This is a genomic window from Streptomyces sp. NPDC001617, assembly GCF_053596855.1.
On the sequence record NZ_JBSFHA010000096.1, the window covers coordinates 25,042 to 41,019 of the forward strand.

Annotated in this window: 13 protein-coding genes and 1 pseudogene; 8 read left to right on the forward strand and 6 right to left on the reverse strand. The window is 70.1% G+C overall.

Annotated features, from left to right (window positions below; all coding sequences use genetic code 11):
- Positions 1 to 81 precede the first annotated feature (81 nt).
- Both ACWC09_RS43975 and ACWC09_RS43980 read left to right on the forward strand, forming a co-directional pair.
- A complete protein-coding gene (locus ACWC09_RS43975) occupies positions 82 to 1,491 on the forward strand; it encodes a cation:dicarboxylate symporter family transporter (RefSeq protein ID WP_450856890.1) in 1,410 nt (469 codons plus the stop codon).
- 366 nt (positions 1,492 to 1,857) lie between these two features.
- Positions 1,858 to 2,622, forward strand: coding sequence for a DUF2127 domain-containing protein (locus ACWC09_RS43980; protein WP_450856870.1), 765 nt, complete (start codon positions 1,858 to 1,860; stop codon positions 2,620 to 2,622).
- Positions 2,623 to 2,848: 226 nt separating this feature from the next.
- On the opposite strand, the gene ACWC09_RS43985 is transcribed toward ACWC09_RS43980, so the two are convergent.
- Together ACWC09_RS43985 and ACWC09_RS43990 are read right to left on the reverse strand one after the other, a co-directional pair.
- A complete protein-coding gene (locus ACWC09_RS43985; protein ID WP_450856872.1) occupies positions 2,849 to 3,916 on the reverse strand; it encodes an endonuclease/exonuclease/phosphatase family protein in 1,068 nt (355 codons plus the stop codon).
- Between the two features lie 23 nt (positions 3,917 to 3,939).
- Positions 3,940 to 4,545, reverse strand: a complete 606-nt coding sequence (locus tag ACWC09_RS43990) for a M15 family metallopeptidase (protein WP_450856873.1) — start codon at positions 4,543 to 4,545, stop codon at positions 3,940 to 3,942.
- Between the two features lie 87 nt (positions 4,546 to 4,632).
- Between ACWC09_RS43990 and ACWC09_RS43995 the strand changes: the two genes are divergently transcribed.
- Both ACWC09_RS43995 and ACWC09_RS44000 read left to right on the forward strand, forming a co-directional pair.
- The gene (locus ACWC09_RS43995; protein WP_450856875.1) at positions 4,633 to 5,328 is read left to right on the forward strand and encodes a response regulator transcription factor; all 696 of its coding nucleotides are present in this window, start codon (positions 4,633 to 4,635) and stop codon (positions 5,326 to 5,328) included.
- A complete protein-coding gene (locus tag ACWC09_RS44000) occupies positions 5,321 to 6,415 on the forward strand; it encodes a sensor histidine kinase (RefSeq protein WP_450856877.1) in 1,095 nt (364 codons plus the stop codon). Before ACWC09_RS43995 ends, ACWC09_RS44000 begins: the two co-directional genes overlap by 8 nt.
- Here ACWC09_RS44000 and ACWC09_RS44005 read toward each other — a convergent pair.
- Positions 6,402 to 6,512: pseudogene (locus ACWC09_RS44005) on the reverse strand (reductase); the annotation flags it as partial. The gene ACWC09_RS44000 and the pseudogene ACWC09_RS44005 sit on opposite strands and share 14 nt — an antisense overlap.
- Positions 6,513 to 6,562: 50 nt before the next feature.
- Here ACWC09_RS44005 and ACWC09_RS44010 point away from each other — a divergent pair.
- The 4 genes from ACWC09_RS44010 to ACWC09_RS44025 all read left to right on the forward strand — a co-directional run bounded on the left by ACWC09_RS44010 (position 6,563) and on the right by ACWC09_RS44025 (position 11,173).
- Positions 6,563 to 6,949, forward strand: coding sequence for a MerR family transcriptional regulator (locus ACWC09_RS44010; RefSeq protein WP_450856879.1), 387 nt, complete (start codon positions 6,563 to 6,565; stop codon positions 6,947 to 6,949).
- A complete protein-coding gene (locus ACWC09_RS44015) occupies positions 6,946 to 7,278 on the forward strand; it encodes a thioredoxin family protein (protein WP_450856881.1) in 333 nt (110 codons plus the stop codon). The genes ACWC09_RS44010 and ACWC09_RS44015 overlap by 4 nt, the downstream gene beginning before the upstream one ends.
- A 174-nt stretch (positions 7,279 to 7,452) precedes the next feature.
- Positions 7,453 to 9,678, forward strand: coding sequence for a HelD family protein (locus ACWC09_RS44020; RefSeq protein ID WP_450856891.1), 2,226 nt, complete (start codon positions 7,453 to 7,455; stop codon positions 9,676 to 9,678).
- A 79-nt stretch (positions 9,679 to 9,757) separates the two neighbouring features.
- Positions 9,758 to 11,173, forward strand: a complete 1,416-nt coding sequence (locus ACWC09_RS44025; RefSeq protein WP_450856882.1) for a cytochrome — start codon at positions 9,758 to 9,760, stop codon at positions 11,171 to 11,173.
- 92 nt (positions 11,174 to 11,265) lie between these two features.
- Here ACWC09_RS44025 and glgB read toward each other — a convergent pair whose 3' ends face one another.
- The 3 genes from glgB to ACWC09_RS44040 all read right to left on the reverse strand — a co-directional run.
- Positions 11,266 to 13,905, reverse strand: a complete 2,640-nt coding sequence (gene glgB / locus ACWC09_RS44030) for a 1,4-alpha-glucan branching enzyme (protein ID WP_450856884.1) — start codon at positions 13,903 to 13,905, stop codon at positions 11,266 to 11,268.
- 33 nt (positions 13,906 to 13,938) lie between these two features.
- Positions 13,939 to 15,327: a maltokinase N-terminal cap-like domain-containing protein gene (locus ACWC09_RS44035; RefSeq protein WP_450856886.1), complete on the reverse strand. Its 1,389-nt coding sequence runs from the start codon at positions 15,325 to 15,327 to the stop codon at positions 13,939 to 13,941.
- A 96-nt stretch (positions 15,328 to 15,423) separates the two neighbouring features.
- On the reverse strand, positions 15,424 to 15,978 hold a 555-nt coding region (locus tag ACWC09_RS44040), incomplete at its 5' end, for an alpha-glucosidase C-terminal domain-containing protein (protein WP_450856888.1).

A 15,978-nucleotide genomic window follows, 5' to 3' on the forward strand; every position in this document is an offset into this window, starting at 1 on the left:
ACGCCTCCGGTCCTCGCAGAACCGCACCCCCATCCCCGTAGAACCATCTCCCATCCCCCGGACGTGAGCCGCACGCCGGTGATGCCGACGAAGACGTCAAGGAGGGCAGCCGTGGCCGCCAGTACCCCCGTGGCACCTGCCGCACCCGCGCGCAAGCGGGACCGCACCCATTACCTGTACATCGCCGTGATCGTCGCGGTGGCGCTCGGTATCGCCGTGGGGCTCATCTGGCCGGACGCCGGCGTGGAGCTCAAGCCGCTCGGTACCGGTTTCGTGAACCTGATCAAGATGATGATCTCGCCGATCATCTTCTGCACGATCGTGCTCGGCATCGGTTCCGTACGGAAGGCCGCCAAGGTCGGTGCCGTCGGCGGTATCGCGCTCGGCTACTTCCTGGTGATGTCGCTCGTCGCGCTGGGCATCGGCCTCGTCGTCGGGAACATCCTGCACCCGGGCGACGGGCTGCACATCACCAACGCGATCAAGGCCTCCGGCCACGACCAGGTGTCCAGCGACGCGCTTCCGCCCGTCGACTTCGTCCTGTCGATCATCCCGCTGACCTTCGTCTCCGCCTTCACCGAGGGCCAGGTCCTGCAGACCCTGCTGATCGCGCTGCTCGCCGGCTTCGCGCTGCAGGCCATGGGCTCCGCCGGCCAGCCGGTCCTGCGCGGCATCGAGCACATCCAGCGGCTCGTCTTCCGCATCCTCGCCATGGTCATGTGGGCCGCCCCGATCGGCGCCTTCGGCGCCATCGCCGCGGTCGTCGGTTCCGCCGGTCTCGACGCGCTGAAGAGCCTCGCGGTGCTCATGCTCGGCTTCTATGTGACCTGTGTGCTGTTCGTCTTCGTCGTGCTCGGCATCCTGCTGCGGGTCGTCACGGGGCTGAACATCTTCGTCCTCTTCAAGTACCTGGCCCGCGAGTTCCTGCTCATCCTGTCCACCTCCTCCTCCGAGTCCGCGCTGCCGCGGCTCATCGCGAAGATGGAGCACCTGGGCATCAGCAAGCCCGTCGTCGGCATCACGGTCCCGACCGGCTACTCCTTCAACCTCGACGGCACCATGATCTACATGACCATGGCGTCCCTCTACATCGCCGACGCGCTCGGTACGCCGATGTCCATCGGTGAGCAGATCCCGCTGCTGCTCTTCCTGCTCCTCGCCTCCAAGGGCGCGGCGGGCGTCAGCGGCGCCGGTCTGGCCACGCTGGCCGGTGGCCTCCAGTCGCACAAGCCCGCCCTGGTGGACGGCGTCGGCCTGATCGTCGGCATCGACCGCTTCATGAGCGAGGCCCGGGCCCTGACCAACTTCGCGGGCAACGCCGTCGCCACGGTCCTGATCGGCACCTGGACCAAGGAGATCGACAAGGAGCGCGTCCAGCAGGTCCTCTCGGGCAGCCTCCCCTTCGACGAGACGACCCTCCTCGACGAGGACGCCCAGCCCCACGCCGAGGTGCCCGAGCAGGGCGGCGAGAAGGAACTGGCGAAGGCCTGAACAGCGGTCCAGCAGTTCCGTAGAGCTCCGGGCGACTGAACACTCCCCCGTCGATCAGTCGCCCGGTCACAGACGCCGAGCGGTCGAGTTCTCCCCCCGTGGACTCGGCCGCTCGGTCCTTCTGTGTCTCTGCTCAGCCGTCGGGCTTCCCCACCAGCTCCCCGGCCTCCGCCGCCGGCAGGGGAGAGGCGAGCGCGACCAGCACGCGGTAGCGGTCGGCGACCTCCCCGATCGCGAGGACGGATGGAACCGGGGGGCGCCACGGCGAACTGACGGCCCTGGACCGGCGTCTCTTACGTCGATGCACTACCGTGCCGTGCCGGATCACCGGCGCGGCACGGCCGTATGTAGGAGGAGGCACGGGGGATGAAGATCGACTGGGACCGGCGGACGTGCTCGCGCAAGGGCCATGTCACCTACGCGCCGGACGACCCCCGCCTCCGGGTGCGTCTGCGCGCCGACACCGCGCTGGGCGAGGTCTGGCGCTGTCTGCGCTGCGGCGACTTCGTGCTCGGTGAGCCGCACGGCTCGGGGCCGGCCGCCGAGGCGCCGCTCGTGCCGCGCGGCAAGGTCCTCCGCGACCTGTTCATCCTCCGCTTCCTGGCGATCGAACGGTTCGTGCGGGGCGTGTTCATCGTGCTCGTCGCGGCGGCCGTGTGGAAGTTCAGCAACAGCCAGGACGCGGTGCGCCGGCTCTTCGACGAGTACCTCGACGTCTTCCGCCCCGTCTTCAAGCACTTCCACTACGACCTCGACCACTCACCGGTCGTCGGCACCATCCAGAAGACCTTCGGCTACAAGCACCACACGCTGCTGCTGGTGGCCGTACTGCTCCTCGGGTACGCGCTGATCGAACTCGTCGAGGCGGTCGGCCTCTGGTACGCCAAGCGCTGGGCGGAGTACCTGACGGTGGTCGCCACCGCCGCCTTCCTCCCGCTGGAGGTCTACGAACTCACCGAGCACGTCAGCTGGTTGAAGATCGCCACCCTGGTCCTCAACATCCTCGCCGTGCTCTACATCCTCCTCGCCAAGCGCCTGTTCGGCCTGCGCGGCGGCCGCAGGGCCTTCGACGAGGAACGCCACAGCGCCTCCTTGCTGGAGGTCGAGGAGGCCGCGAAGGTGGGCGTCTAGGCCCAGGGGTCGGTGATCTCCCGCAGGAGCGTCAGTGCCTCGCGCAGCTGCTTCATGCGGCGCTTGCCGAGGTGTTCCTTCCACTCCTTCTCGACCTCGGCGACCACGCCGTCGGCGACCGACTGCGCTTGAAGGGACCCGGGCGGGCACCGGGGATGCGGGGCCGTTGACCGACCAGCGGCCGTAGTCGCAGGACACCGTCACCACCGGCGGCTTCCCGCGGTGTTCACCAGCTGATCCTGGCCGCCACCGGCAGGTGGTCGCTGTCGGTGGCCGGTAGCACCCACGAGCTCTCCGGCTGCACACCGCGAACCATGATCTGGTCGATCCGGGCCACCGGGAACTTCGCCGGCCAGCTGAAGCCGAAGCCGTCCCCGGCCACGTCCTGGACCGAGTGCAGCCGCGAGGTGAGGCCGGCGAACGCGCGGTCGTCCGTGGTGCCGTTGACGTCGCCGAGCAGCACCACCCGCTTGTTCTTCTCGGCGGCGACGGCCGTGCCGAGCGCCTGCGCGTTCCTGTCCCGGCTGACGGTCCAGAAGCCCGTCCGGGGAGTCACCCGTACGGACCCCAGGTGGGCCACGTACACGGCGAGCGGCCCATGAGCCGTGGCCACCGTCGCGCGCAGGGCCCGGTTGTCGGCCATCTTGACGGCGGCCGGCTTGGTGGCCGCCAGCGGCCCGTAGTCCGTCTCGATGTCGACCGGGTGGGTGTCCGACAGCGGCAGCCTGCTCCACAGCCCGACCGTGCCCATCACCGTGTGGTACGGATACGCCTTCGCCAGCGCCTTCTCGTATATGCCCCGGGCCTTCTGGGTGATCTCCTCCAGCGCCAGCAGGTCCGCCTTGGAGGCCGCCAGGGCGCGGGCGGTGCCGACCGGGTCCGGGTTGCCGGCCCTGACGTTGTGGCTGACCACGGTGAGGTCACCGCCCGGGTGGGACTTGTCGCCGAGGAGCCCGCCGAAGAGGCTCAGCCACACCGTGACGGGCAGCAGCAGCGCGACCACCGCGGAGGCGGAGCGGCGCCACAGCGCCCCGGCGAGCAGCACCGGCACGAACAGACCGAACCACGGCAGGAAGGTCTCCACCAGGCTGCCGATGCCCCCGACCCCGTTCGGGATCTTCGCGTGCAGCAGCATGACCAGACCCAGCAGCAGCGCCAGCGCCGCGAGCACCGGGCCACGCTTCCAGGGCCCCGGGCGGGAGGCGACGCGGATCGCCCGGCGGATGCCCGCACGCCAGGTCCCAGGGTCGACCTGGCGGGTCTCCGTCGTCTGCACCGTGTCCACCCGTGCCATCGTCTGTCCTCGCTCACTGCCGTTCACTGCTGCATCCTCGGATCCTGGGTGGGGTCGGCGTACCTGCGAGGGCAGCCACGATCGATCGCGTTCGCGCGCAGTTCGAAGTGCCACGGTTCGTTCTCGTAGATCGGGCACAGCCCGTACCCGGCACCGTGCCGGGACAGCCACGCCGCCGCATCGGAGCGCCCGATGTCGACCGCGTCCCCCGACACATGAGGGGACGTCGCCGCGGTGGCCACCCAGCGCTCGGCCTCGGCTTCGGACCCGTACTTGGCGATCGCCTCGCGAAGAAGCTGGTTCTGGTACGCCGCGGAACGCCAGCCGCTGCTGACGTAGAACGTGATTCCGTCGTCCGCGGCAGCCGTCGCGGCCTCGCGGAGGGCCTTGAGCAGGCCCGGATCGAGCTTCGCCACACCCGGAACCGAGTCGTCGTAGACCGTCACGCCGTCCGGGACGGCACCGTCGGCCTCACCGAGCCCACCATGGCGCCCACTGCGCAGAACATGCAGAGGTGACGCGGCCGAGAAGGACGAGGACTTCGGTAACTCGTAGCAGAGCGCTGCGGTGATCACTGCCAAGACGGCCGTCAGGCCGACGACAAGCAGCCACCGTGGGATTCGAGTCATACCGCCAGTCAAGGCGGCAGAATGTTGCCGGCACGTATGCGGTTTTCGATATGCCGACGATATGCGCCGGCTCGTAGCCTCGATGGCATGCGCGTGCTGATTGTCGAGGACGAGCCCTATCTGGCAGAGGCCATCCGCGATGGCCTGCGCCTGGCCGCGATCGCGGCCGACATCGCGGGTGACGGCGACACCGCGCTGGAACTGCTGGGCATCAACGCCTACGACATCGCCGTCCTCGACCGCGACATCCCCGGACCGTCCGGTGACGAGATCGCCGAGCGCATCGTCTCCTCCGGCAGCGGCATGCCGATCCTCATGCTCACCGCGGCCGACCGTCTCGACGACAAGGCCTCCGGGTTCGAACTCGGCGCCGACGACTACCTCACGAAACCCTTCGAACTCCAGGAACTCGCGCTCAGGCTCCGAGCACTCGACCGCAGGCGCGCCCACAGCAGGCCGCCCGTGCGGGAGATCGCGGGTCTGCGTCTGGATCCGTTCCGCCGCGAGGTCTACCGCGACGGCCGCTATGTCGCGCTGACCAGGAAGCAGTTCGCCGTGCTCGAAGTCCTCGTCGCCGCCGAAGGCGGTGTCGTCAGCGCCGAGGATCTGCTGGAACGGGCGTGGGACGAGAACGCCGACCCGTTCACCAACGCCGTGCGCATCACGGTCTCGGCACTGCGCAAGCGTCTCGGCGAACCCTGGGTCATCGCCACCGTGCCGGGCGTCGGCTACCGCATCGACACACAACCGGAGGCCGGACACGAGGGAGACCAGCGTGGATAGGACACCCGGGCTGAGCGTTCGCCTCAAACTCACCCTGAGCTACGCCGGATTCCTCATGCTCGCCGGCGCCCTGCTGCTCGCCGCGGTGTGGCTGTTCCTCCTGCGCTACGTCCCCGACCGCGCGATGCTCGTGAACGCCGATGACAACATCAAGAACGGTGTTTTCCCCGTCCGGTCCGGTCTCCTGGACGTCTTCGCGCCGAGGGCAGCCGCGGTGTTGGCCTTCCTGCTGGTGTTTGGCCTCGTGGGAGGGTGGATCCTCGCCGGCCGCATGCTCGCCCCGCTGATCCGCATCACCCACGCCACCCGCATGGCCACGGACGGCTCGCTCTCGCACCGGATCCGGCTGCCCGGCCGCAAGGACGAGTTCCGTGAACTCGCCGACGCCTTCGACGCGATGCTCGTACGGCTCGAGGCGCACGTCGCCGAACAGCGGAGGTTCGCGGCCAACGCGTCACACGAGTTGCGCACCCCGCTGGCGGTCTCGAAGGCACTTCTCGACGTGGCCCGCACCGATCCGAACCACGACACCGGCGAACTCATCGACCGCCTGCACGCCGTCAACACCCGGGCGATCGACCTCACCGAGGCGCTGCTGCTGCTCAGCCGCGCCGACCGGATGCCCGTCACCCGAGAACCCGTCGACCTGTCCCTCCTGGCGGAAGACGCCACCGAGACACTCCTGCCCCTCGCGGAAAAGCACGGCGTCACCCTCGAGACCGGTGGCGACATCGCCCCCACGATCGGATCGCCGGCGCTGCTGCTGCAGCTGACCATGAACCTCGTGCACAACGCGATCGTGCACAACCTGCCTGAACAGGGCAGCGTGTGGGTGCATACCGGCGTCCGCCCCAAGACCGTGGTGCTCACCGTCGAGAACACCGGCGAGAAGGTCACCCCGGAGCTGGTCTCGACACTCACCGAACCCTTCCGGCGCGGGACCGAGCGCATCCACACCGACCACGCGGGCGTCGGCCTGGGCCTGGCCATCGTCGAGACCGTCACCCGGACCCACGACGGAACGCTCACCCTCACCCCGCGCTCCGCCGGCGGGATCCGCGTCACCGTGGAACTACCCGCGATGTGAAGTCGTCGTCCCCGCCCAGGACATGGGCCACGCGGACCGCCGTGTACGGGAACTCCGGGTCCGCCGCGAACACCGCCTCCGCCTGCCCCTTGCCCTCTGAGGACTGCTGTTGCCCTGACGTCGGCGTCAACGTCTACGTTCGTACGTATGCGAATCGGCGAGCTGGCCGCACGGGCCGGGACCACGACGCGGACGCTGCGGTACTACGAGTCGCGGGGGCTGCTGCCCGCGCGGCGGGACGAGCTCGGGCACCGGGCGTACGACGAGAGCGATCTGAAGCTGCTGCGGCAGATCCGGACCCTCCAGGACTTCGGGTTCGACCTGGAGGAGACCCGGCCGTTCGTGGAGTGTCTGCGGGCCGGGCACCCGGAGGGCGACTCCTGTCCGGCCTCGCTCGCGGTCTACCGCCGCAAGCTCGACGAACTCGACGCGCTGATCGGCGAGTTGCAGGCCGTGCGGGCGACGATCGCCGTGCGGCTGGCCTCGGCCGACGGGGAATCACCGATGTGCGAACTGGGAGGGCGGGAACGGTGAGCAGGACAGCCGGTGTGGCCGAGGTGACGGACTCGGATTTCGCGGTGGAGGTGATCGGCAGTGAAATTCCCGTGCTGGTGGAATTCACCGCCGACTGGTGTCCACCCTGCCGGCAGATGGTGCCGGTGCTCGCTGCCCTCGCCGAGGAGACCGGCGGTCGGCTGAAGGTGGTTCAGCTGGACGTGGACCACAACCCCGAGACCACGAACGCCTACAAGGTACTGTCGATGCCCACTTTCATGGTGTTCCGGGGCGGTGAGCCGGTGAAAGCGATGGTCGGGGCCCGACCCAAGCGGCGACTTGTCGAAGAACTCGCCGATGTGCTCTGACGCACCTACAAGAAGAAATCCCCCGGGCGATTGCGCCCGGGGGATTTCTCTGCGTATATTGAGTGGTTCGCGACTTCGGGGAATTCGAGTCGCAAAGAAACTCACTGGGCACAGTATATCCGGGCGGGAGTGGAATTGTCAAACACCGGTTTTCCAGACAGTGAAGACATCGAGGTGCGGCGCGAGCAGGAATTCATCGACGTGCTGTACACGCACGTCGACGCACTGCGCGGCGAGACCGAGACCTCCGTCACGGACGCGCTCGCCCAGGGCAACACGCCCATGCAGGCCCGGCTGGAGCGGGACATCCTGGTCGCCGAGCGGTCCGGGCTGCTCGCCGCGCTGAACGCGGTGGACGGGTCGCTGTGCTTCGGCCGGATCGACCTGACCTCGGGGGACAAGCACCACATCGGCCGGATCGGGCTGCGTATCGACGACGCCGAGCGCACGCCGATCCTGATCGACTGGCGCGCCGACGTCGCCCGGCCCTTCTACCTGGCCACCGGCCACACCCCGATGGGCCTGCGCCGGCGCCGCCATCTCACCACCAGCGGCCGCACGGTCACCGCGCTGCACGACGAGATCCTCGACCTCGGCGACCAGGAGCGCACCGGCCACGAGGACCCGACCGGCGACGCCGTCCTGCTCGCCGCGCTGAACTCCGCGCGCACCGGCCGGATGAACGACATCGTGCAGACCATCCAGGCCGAGCAGGACGAGATCATCCGCGCGCCGCACCGGGGCGTGCTGGTCGTCGAGGGCGGTCCGGGGACCGGCAAGACGGCGGTCGCCCTGCACCGGGCCGCGTATCTCCTGTACGAACACCGGGAGTTGCTCGCCAAGCGGGCCGTCCTCATCGTCGGCCCCAACCCCGCCTTCCTCGGCTACATCGGCGAGGTACTGCCCTCCCTCGGCGAGACCGGTGTGCTGCTCGCGACCGTCGGCGAGCTGTTCCCCGGAGTGAAGGCCACGGCCGCCGACAGCCGGGCGGCGGCCGCGGTGAAGGGCCGCGCCGACATGGCGGACGTGCTCGCCGAGGTCGTACGCGACTGGCAGTCGCTGCCCGACCCGGTGATCACCATCGAGCACGACCGCGAGATCCTCATGCTCGACGACGACCTGGTGCGGGTCGCCCGCGAGCGCACCCGGGCCGCGCGGCTGCCGCACAACGTGGCCCGCGAGCACTTCGAGGGGTACATCCTCAACACCCTCACCGAGCTGTACGCCGAGCGCGTCGGCACCGACCCGTACGACGGCGGCAGCCTCCTCGACGCGAGCGACATCACCCAGATCCGCGACGACATCGCCGAGAATCCCGAAGTCTGGGCCGCCATCGACCAGTTGTGGCCCCGCATCACGCCGCAGCGCCTGGTCGCGGACTTCCTCGCCGACCCCGTCGGCCACCTCCCCGACGAGGACGCGGCCGCGATCCGCCGCCCGGTCACGAGGGAGTGGACCGTGGCGGACGTACCGCTCCTCGACGAGGCGGCCGAACTGCTCGGCGTGGACGAGCGGTTGGCGCGGGCGCGGGCCGAGCGCGAGCGGGAGAACCAAATCGCCTACGCGCAGGGCGTGCTGGACGTGTCGTACGCCTCCCGTACCTACGAGTTCGAGGACAAGCAGGAGAGTGATCCCGATGCCTCGGAAGTCCTGTCCGCGCACGACATCATCGACGCCGAGCGGTTCGCCGAGCGGCAGGAGGAGGACGACCACCGCAGCGCCGCCGAGCGCGCGGCGGCCGACCGCACCTGGGCGTTCGGGCACATCATCGTCGACGAGGCGCAGGAGCTGTCGCCGATGGCCTGGCGGCTGCTGATGCGGCGCAGCCCGACCCGCTCGATGACCCTGGTCGGCGACCCCGCGCAGACCGCGGAGGCGGCCGGCGTCGGCTCCTGGCGGAAGATCCTCGCCCCGTATGTCGAGGACCGCTGGGACCACACCCGCCTGGGCGTCAACTACCGCACACCCGCCGAGATCATGGAGCTCGCGGCAGCCGTCGTCCGCGCGGAGAACCCGGACTTCGAGCCGCCGAGTTCGGTGCGTTCGACAGGAGTACGGCCCTGGGTGCGCGCCACCGATGACCTGCCCGGCGCGGTCGCCAAGGCGGTCGAGGAACTGAGGCCGGAGGAAGGGCGGCTGGCGGTCATCGCCCCGCGCCATCTGCACCGCAGGCTCGCCGCGCAGTTGGACGGGGTGACGGCGGGGGCCGAACCGGACCTCACACAGGCCGTCGTACTCCTCGATCCCCGGCAGTCGAAGGGGCTGGAATTCGACTCCGTGCTGGTGGTGGAGCCGGGGCTGTACGGGACGAGCGATCTGTACGTGGCGCTGACCCGGGCCACACAGCGGCTGGGGGTGCTGCACACCGGGCGGGTGCCCAAGGCGCTGGTCACCACCTGAGTCACTGGGATCACCAAGCCGTAACAGTTCACGCCACGGTGACTGCTCGTGCACGGTCCGTGCGGTATGCGTGTGCGTTATGGAAGCCCATCAGTACACGAGCGCGCCGGCCGAGAGTCCCTGGCTCGAGGCGCTGCCGGTCCAGCCGTTGCTCACCTCGGAGTTCGACGCAGACCCCGGGGCGGTGTACCAGCGGCTGCGGCGCATGTACGGGCCGGTCGCGCCCGTCGGGCTGATGGGCGTGCCCGTGTGGCTGGTTCTCGACTATCGCGAGGTGCTCGACGTCCTGAAGAACGAGAACCAGTGGCGGCGGGACATCCGCTACTGGCGGGCGCGGGCCGAGGGGCGGCTGCCGCACGACTGGCCGCTGATCGCCGGGTACGAGGTCCGGCAGACCATGTTCATGGACGACGAGGAGCACCGGGCGGCGCGCGGGACGCTGCACTCGGCGCTCCGGCCCTTCCAGGAGCCGCAGACTCCGCAGGGCTGGGAGCTGCGGGCGACCGTGGCCCGGTACGCGGACGAGCTGGTCGGCGTACTCGCCGCCGAGTCCGGGACGGCCGGGTTCGCGGATCTGGGCGCGCAGTACACACGGCCGTTGCTGCTGATGGTGACGACCAAGCTGTTCGGCTGCCCGGTGGAGCTCGGCGACGAGCTGGTGATGGACATGTGGCGGATGCTCGACGGCGGGCCGGACGCGGGGCCCGCCACGGGGCGGGCGCTGGCGGCACTGACCCGGCTGGTCGCGCACCGAAGAGCCCGCCCCGGCGACGACCTGACGTCGTACATGCTGCTCACCGACCCGGGGCTGAGCGATGAACAGCTGGGCCGGGAGCTGTTCATGAACGCCGTCTATCTGAACGACATCACCGGCAACATGGTGCTCAACACCCTGCTGGAGGTGTTGCGCGGCAACGCCACCGTGCGGCGCAGCCTGTCGGCAGGGCAGCTCGGTGAAACGGTCAACCGGGCCGCGCTGGTGAACCCTCCCGTCGCCAACATGTGCTTCCGGTTCGCGGCGCGGGACACCCGGATGGGGAACTTCTGGGTGCGGGCCGGGGAGATCGTCTCGCCGTCGGCGGCCGCCGCCCACCAGGACCTGCTGGCGATCGGGACCTCGCCGATGGTCGGACCGGCGGTCAGCACCCGGGCGCATCTGGGGTGGGGCGCCGGACCGCACGGCTGCCCCAGCGCCGCGCGCGAGCTGGGCGGAATGATCGTGACGACGGCGGTGGGGCGGGTCTTCGACCACTTCACCAAGGCCGAACTGACCCTCCCGCCGGACCAGTTGCCCTGGCGTTCCGGTCCCGTGGTGCGGGGGCTGCGACTGCTGCCGGTGCGGTACGAGCTGAGCGGGAACCGGCCTCGTACGCCCGTGCCGGCACCGCGCGCGGACCCTCTCGCCTCGGATGCCGACCGCGGTGCCGACACCCAGGCGAGGGGCCTGCTGTCGGCGCTGCGCAGGCTGATGTTCGGCGGGAAGCGGGCCGACTAGGGCCTGCCGGCGCCTGTGGCGGGGCCCACGGCGACGGCCGTCGAGGAACTCCGGAGCCGCTCGCACGGCCGGCTCCGGGCCATTCCTGACCGTCAGGCCGGCCGCAGCCACACCGTCGCCAGCGGCGGCAGCGTCAGCCGGACGCTCGCCGGGCGGCCGTGCCAGCCCTGCGGTTCCGGCTTGATGACGTCCGGGTTGGTGACGTCACTGCCGCCGTACTTGGCGACGTCGGTGTTGAGGGACTCGTGCCAGGCGGGGATGTCGTCCGGGACGCCCAGACGATAGTCGGGGCGGACGACGGGGGAGAGGTTGGAGACGGCCAGCAGCGGGCTGCCGTCGGCGGCGAACCGCAGGAACGCGAAGACGTTGTCCTCGGCCGCGTCGCCCACGATCCACTCGAAGCCGGCCGGGTCGATGTCCTGCTGCCACAGCGCCGGAGTGTGCCGGTAGACGATGTTCAGGTCGCGGACCATGTCCCGCACCCCGCGGTGGTCGGCCTCCGCCCCGTACGCCGGGTCGAGCAGCCACCAGTCCGGGCCGTGCGCCTCCGACCACTCGGCGCCCTGCGCGAACTCCTGGCCCATGAAGAGGAGCTGCTTGCCCGGATGGGCCCACATGAAGGCCAGATAGGCACGGAGGTTGGCGCGCTGCTGCCACCAGTCGCCGGGCATCTTCGACACCAACGAGCGCTTGCCGTGCACCACTTCGTCGTGCGAGATGGGCAGCACGTAGTTCTCGCTGTACGCGTACACCATCGAGAAGGTCATCTCGTTGTGGTGGTACTTGCGGTGCACCGGCTCATGGCTTATGTAGTCCAGCGAGTCGTGCATCCAGCCCATGTTCCACTTCAGCCCGAAGCCCAGACCGCCGAAGCCGCCGGGGCCGCGGTGGTGCGTGGCGCGGGTGACGCCGTCCCAGGCCGTTGACTCCTCCGCGATGGTCACCACGCCCGGCACCCGCCGGTACACGGTCGCGTTCATCTCCTGCAGGAACGCCACCGCGTCCAGGTTCTCCCGCCCACCGTGCTCGTTCGGGGTCCACTGCCCCGGCTCGCGCGAGTAGTCGAGGTAGAGCATGGAGGCCACGGCGTCCACCCGCAGCCCGTCGATGTGGAACTCCTCGCACCAGTAAACGGCGTTCGCCACAAGGAAGTTGCGCACCTCGCGGCGGCCGTAGTCGAACTCCAGCGTGCCCCAGTCGGGGTGCGCGGCCCGCAGCGGGTCCTCGTGCTCGTACAGCGGACGCCCGTCGAACTCGGCCAACGCCCAGTCGTCGCGCGGGAAGTGGGCGGGCACCCAGTCCATCAGGACGCCGATGCCGGCCTGGTGGAGGGCGTCGACCAGGTACTTGAAGTCGTCGGGGGTGCCGAGGCGGGCCGTCGGGGCGTAGAAGCCGGTGACCTGGTAGCCCCAGGAGCCGCCGAAGGGGTGCTCGGCGACCGGCATCAGCTCCACGTGGGTGAAGCCGAGGTCCTTGACGTATGCGGGGAGCTGGTCGGCGAGTTGACGGTATGTCAGCCCCGGGCGCCAGGAGGGGAGATGGACCTCGTAGACGGAGAAGGGAGCTTCGTGCGCGGGCAGGTCCGCCCGCCGCGCCACCCACTCCTCGTCCTGCCACTCGTGGTGCGAGGCCGTGATGATGGAAGAGGTGTGGGGCGGGGCCTCCGTGCGGCGGGCCAGCGGGTCGGCGCGCAGGGTCTTCGAGCCGTCGGCGCGGGTGATCTCGAACTTGTACAGCTCGCCCTCGCCTATGCCGGGCACGAACAGCTCCCAGACGCCGGAGGAGCCCAGCGAGCGCATCGGGTACCCGGTGCCGTCCCAGAAGTTGAAGGTGCCGGCCACGTGGACGCCACGCGCGTTCGGCGCCCACACGGAGAAGCGGGTGCCGGTGACGCCCTGGTGGGTCATCGGGTGGGCGCCGAGCACCGTCCACAGCTGCTCGTGCCGGCCCTCGCCGATCAGATGCAGGTCCAGGTCGCCGAGGGTGGGCAGGAAGCGGTACGCGTCCTCGGCGTCCTGGACCGTCCCCTCGTACGCGACGACGAGCTGGTACGCCGGAGGGACCTCGGACAGCGGCAGCAGCCCGGAGAAGAACCCGTCCCCGTCGTCGTGCAGCTCGGCCCGCAGCTCCCCGGCGGCGACGGTCACGGAGAGCGCGTACGGACGGAAGGCGCGGAAGGCCACGCCGGCGCCGGGCACGGGGTGGGCGCCGAGCACCGTGTGCGGGTCGTGATGGGTACCGGCGAGCAGCCGCTCGCGGTCGCCGACGGGCACCTCGGGTGTGGGAGCCGGGACAGGGGCGGAGGTCTTCCTGGCGGCCGCTTTCTTCACGGGGGCGGTGGCCTTCTGAGCGGCGGCCTTGGCGGTCACCGTCTTCTTGACGGCCGCCTTCTTCGCGGGCGTTTTCTCGGCGGCGGTCTTCGTCGTCACGGTCTTCGTCGGCACGGCCTTCTTGGCCGCCGCTTTCTTGGCTGTCGCCTTCTTGGAGGCCGCCTTCTCGGCCGGGGCCGTCTTCTTCGCGGCCGCCTGCTTCTTCGCCGGTGCCTTGTCGGCGGCAGCCTTCTTCACCGCACCCTTGTCGGCCGTCGTCTTCTTGGCCGTCGGCTTCTTCGGGAGGGCCGGCGTCTCCGTGGCCTTCTTCACCGCCTTCTTCACACTCTTCGCGGCCTTCCTGGCCGTTTCCTCGGCCTTCTTCTTCGGGTCCGAACCGCTGGGCGTGGTGCGGGGGGTCACGGGCGGCGCCTCCTCGGCGAGGGTCAGGTCGGGTCAGAACAGGTCGGTGGTGGCGTAGCGCTCGATCGCCGTCATCGGCACCGAGAGCCAGTCGGGGCGGTGGCGGGCCTCGTAGACGACCTCGTAGATCGCCTTGTCCGTTTCGTAGGCGCGCAGGAGGACCGGGTCGGTGCGCGGATCGCGGCCACTGACCTCCGCGTACCCGGAACAGTAGGCCGCCCGGCACACATCGGCCCAGCCCTCTGCACGAGGCCCCGCCGAGTGCGCGGCGTAGTCGAAGGACCGCAGCATGCCCGCCACGTCCCGCACCGTCGGCTGCGGCATCCGCCGTTCCGCCAGCGGCTTCGACGGCTCGCCCTCGAAGTCGATCAGCCACCACTCACCGCCCGGCGAGCGCAGACACTGCCCGAGATGCAGGTCCCCGTGGATGCGCTGTGCCGTCCAGGTACGGCCCTCCGCCGCCAGGTCGGCCAGCGCGCTGAACGCCGTGTGCAGGGCCGGCGCGTACGGCCGCAGCGCGGGCACCGCCTGTGCGGCGAGGTCGAGGCGCTCGATCATGCCGTCGGCCAGCAGCTGCATCTGGGTGTGACCGAGCGTGACGGTCGGTAGCGCGCGGGCGAGCGCGGTGTGCACCTCGGCGGTGGCCCGCCCCAGCGCCCGCGCCTCGGCACCGAAGTCCTCGCCCTTGGCCAGCTCGCGCAGGGCCAGCTCCCAGCCGTCCGACGCGCCCTGCAGGAAGGGCTGCAGGACACCCAGGACGTACGGCTCCTCGTCCAGCTCCTCCTGCAGCCACGCCGTCGGCGCCGGCACCCGGGGGCAGCCCTGGCGGGCCAGCGCCAGCGGCAGTTCCAGGTCGGGGTTGACGCCGGGCACGACCCGGCGCAACAGCTTCAGGATGAACGTATCTCCAAAGACGACCGAGGAGTTCGACTGCTCGGCCGTCACCATCCGGGGGACCAGCCCCGAGCGGATCTCCTGCCCCGCCTCCCGCTCGAAGCGCAGGGCGCCGATCCGGGTCCCGGTGCGCAGGGCCTCCAGGAGCACCTCGGCGGGCCGGGCGTCGTGCAGGGCCTCGTACACCGTCCGTCCGGCGAGCGGGCCCTCCTCCACATGTCCGATCAGCGCGGGCGCCAGCCGGGGCGGCAGCGCCTCGCGCGCGCCTATGAGGAGCTGGTAGCAGTCGCCGGGGTGCGGCTCGGCGCCGAGCGCGATCGGCTGATGGGCGCGTACGAGCAGGTGGTACAGGCCCAGCTTGCCGTCGGCCGGCAGCAGCTCGGTGGCCTCCACCAGCGTGAACCCGGTGACCGGACGCCCCTTTCCCGCGAACCAGCGCTGCCGAGGCAGCCATTCCCGCAGGAGGGGATCGAGCGACGCCAGCAGGCCAGGACTGGTCGTACCGGAAAGTGTGACAGTTTCCGCCATAATGTCACATTCCTTTCCCCGGGTGGTTCGGGGTGTTACGTATGCGTGCCCCGGGTGGGACAGGGGAAACCGCCCCACCCCGGGTTCTGCGAGGCTCTACACCGGGTCCTTCCGCAGCCGGAACCAGTAGAAGCCGTGGCCGGCCATGGTCAGCAAGTAGGGCAGCTCACCGATGGCCGGAAAGCGCACCCCGCCGAACAGCTCCACCGGATGCCGCCCGTTGAAGATCCGCAGATCCAGCTCGGTCGGCTGCGCGAACCGCGAGAAGTTGTGCACGCACAGCACCAGGTCGTCCTCGTACTCCCGCAGGAAGGCCAGGACCGCGGGGTTGGAGGACTGGAGCTCCGTGTAGGACCCGAGCCCGAAGGCCGGGTTCTGCTTGCGGATCTCGATCATGCGACGGGTCCAGTGCAGCAGCGAGGAGGGCGACGACATCGACGCCTCGACGTTGGTGACCTGGTAGCCGTAGACGGGGTCCATGATGGTCGGCAGGAACAGTCGGCCGGGGTCACTGGACGAAAATCCTGCGTTGCGATCCGGTGTCCACTGCATGGGCGTGCGTACGGCGTCCCGGTCGCCGAGCCAGATGTTGTCGCCCATGCCGATCTCGTCGCCGTAGTAGAGGATCGGCGAGCCGGGCAGCGACAGCAG

Excerpts from the sequence above, each read along its gene's own strand:
- ACWC09_RS43975 (WP_450856890.1), top strand. The coding sequence starts at position 82 with ATGCCGACGAAGACGTCAAGGAGGGCAGCCGTGGCCGCCAGTACCCCC.
- ACWC09_RS43980 (WP_450856870.1), top strand. The coding sequence starts at position 1,858 with ATGAAGATCGACTGGGACCGGCGGACGTGCTCGCGCAAGGGCCATGTC.
- ACWC09_RS43985 (WP_450856872.1), bottom strand. The coding sequence starts at position 3,916 with ATGGCACGGGTGGACACGGTGCAGACGACGGAGACCCGCCAGGTCGAC.
- ACWC09_RS43990 (WP_450856873.1), bottom strand. The coding sequence starts at position 4,545 with ATGACTCGAATCCCACGGTGGCTGCTTGTCGTCGGCCTGACGGCCGTC.
- ACWC09_RS43995 (WP_450856875.1), top strand. The coding sequence starts at position 4,633 with ATGCGCGTGCTGATTGTCGAGGACGAGCCCTATCTGGCAGAGGCCATC.
- ACWC09_RS44010 (WP_450856879.1), top strand. The coding sequence starts at position 6,563 with ATGCGAATCGGCGAGCTGGCCGCACGGGCCGGGACCACGACGCGGACG.
- ACWC09_RS44025 (WP_450856882.1), top strand. The coding sequence starts at position 9,758 with ATGGAAGCCCATCAGTACACGAGCGCGCCGGCCGAGAGTCCCTGGCTC.
- ACWC09_RS44035 (WP_450856886.1), bottom strand. The coding sequence starts at position 15,327 with ATGGCGGAAACTGTCACACTTTCCGGTACGACCAGTCCTGGCCTGCTG.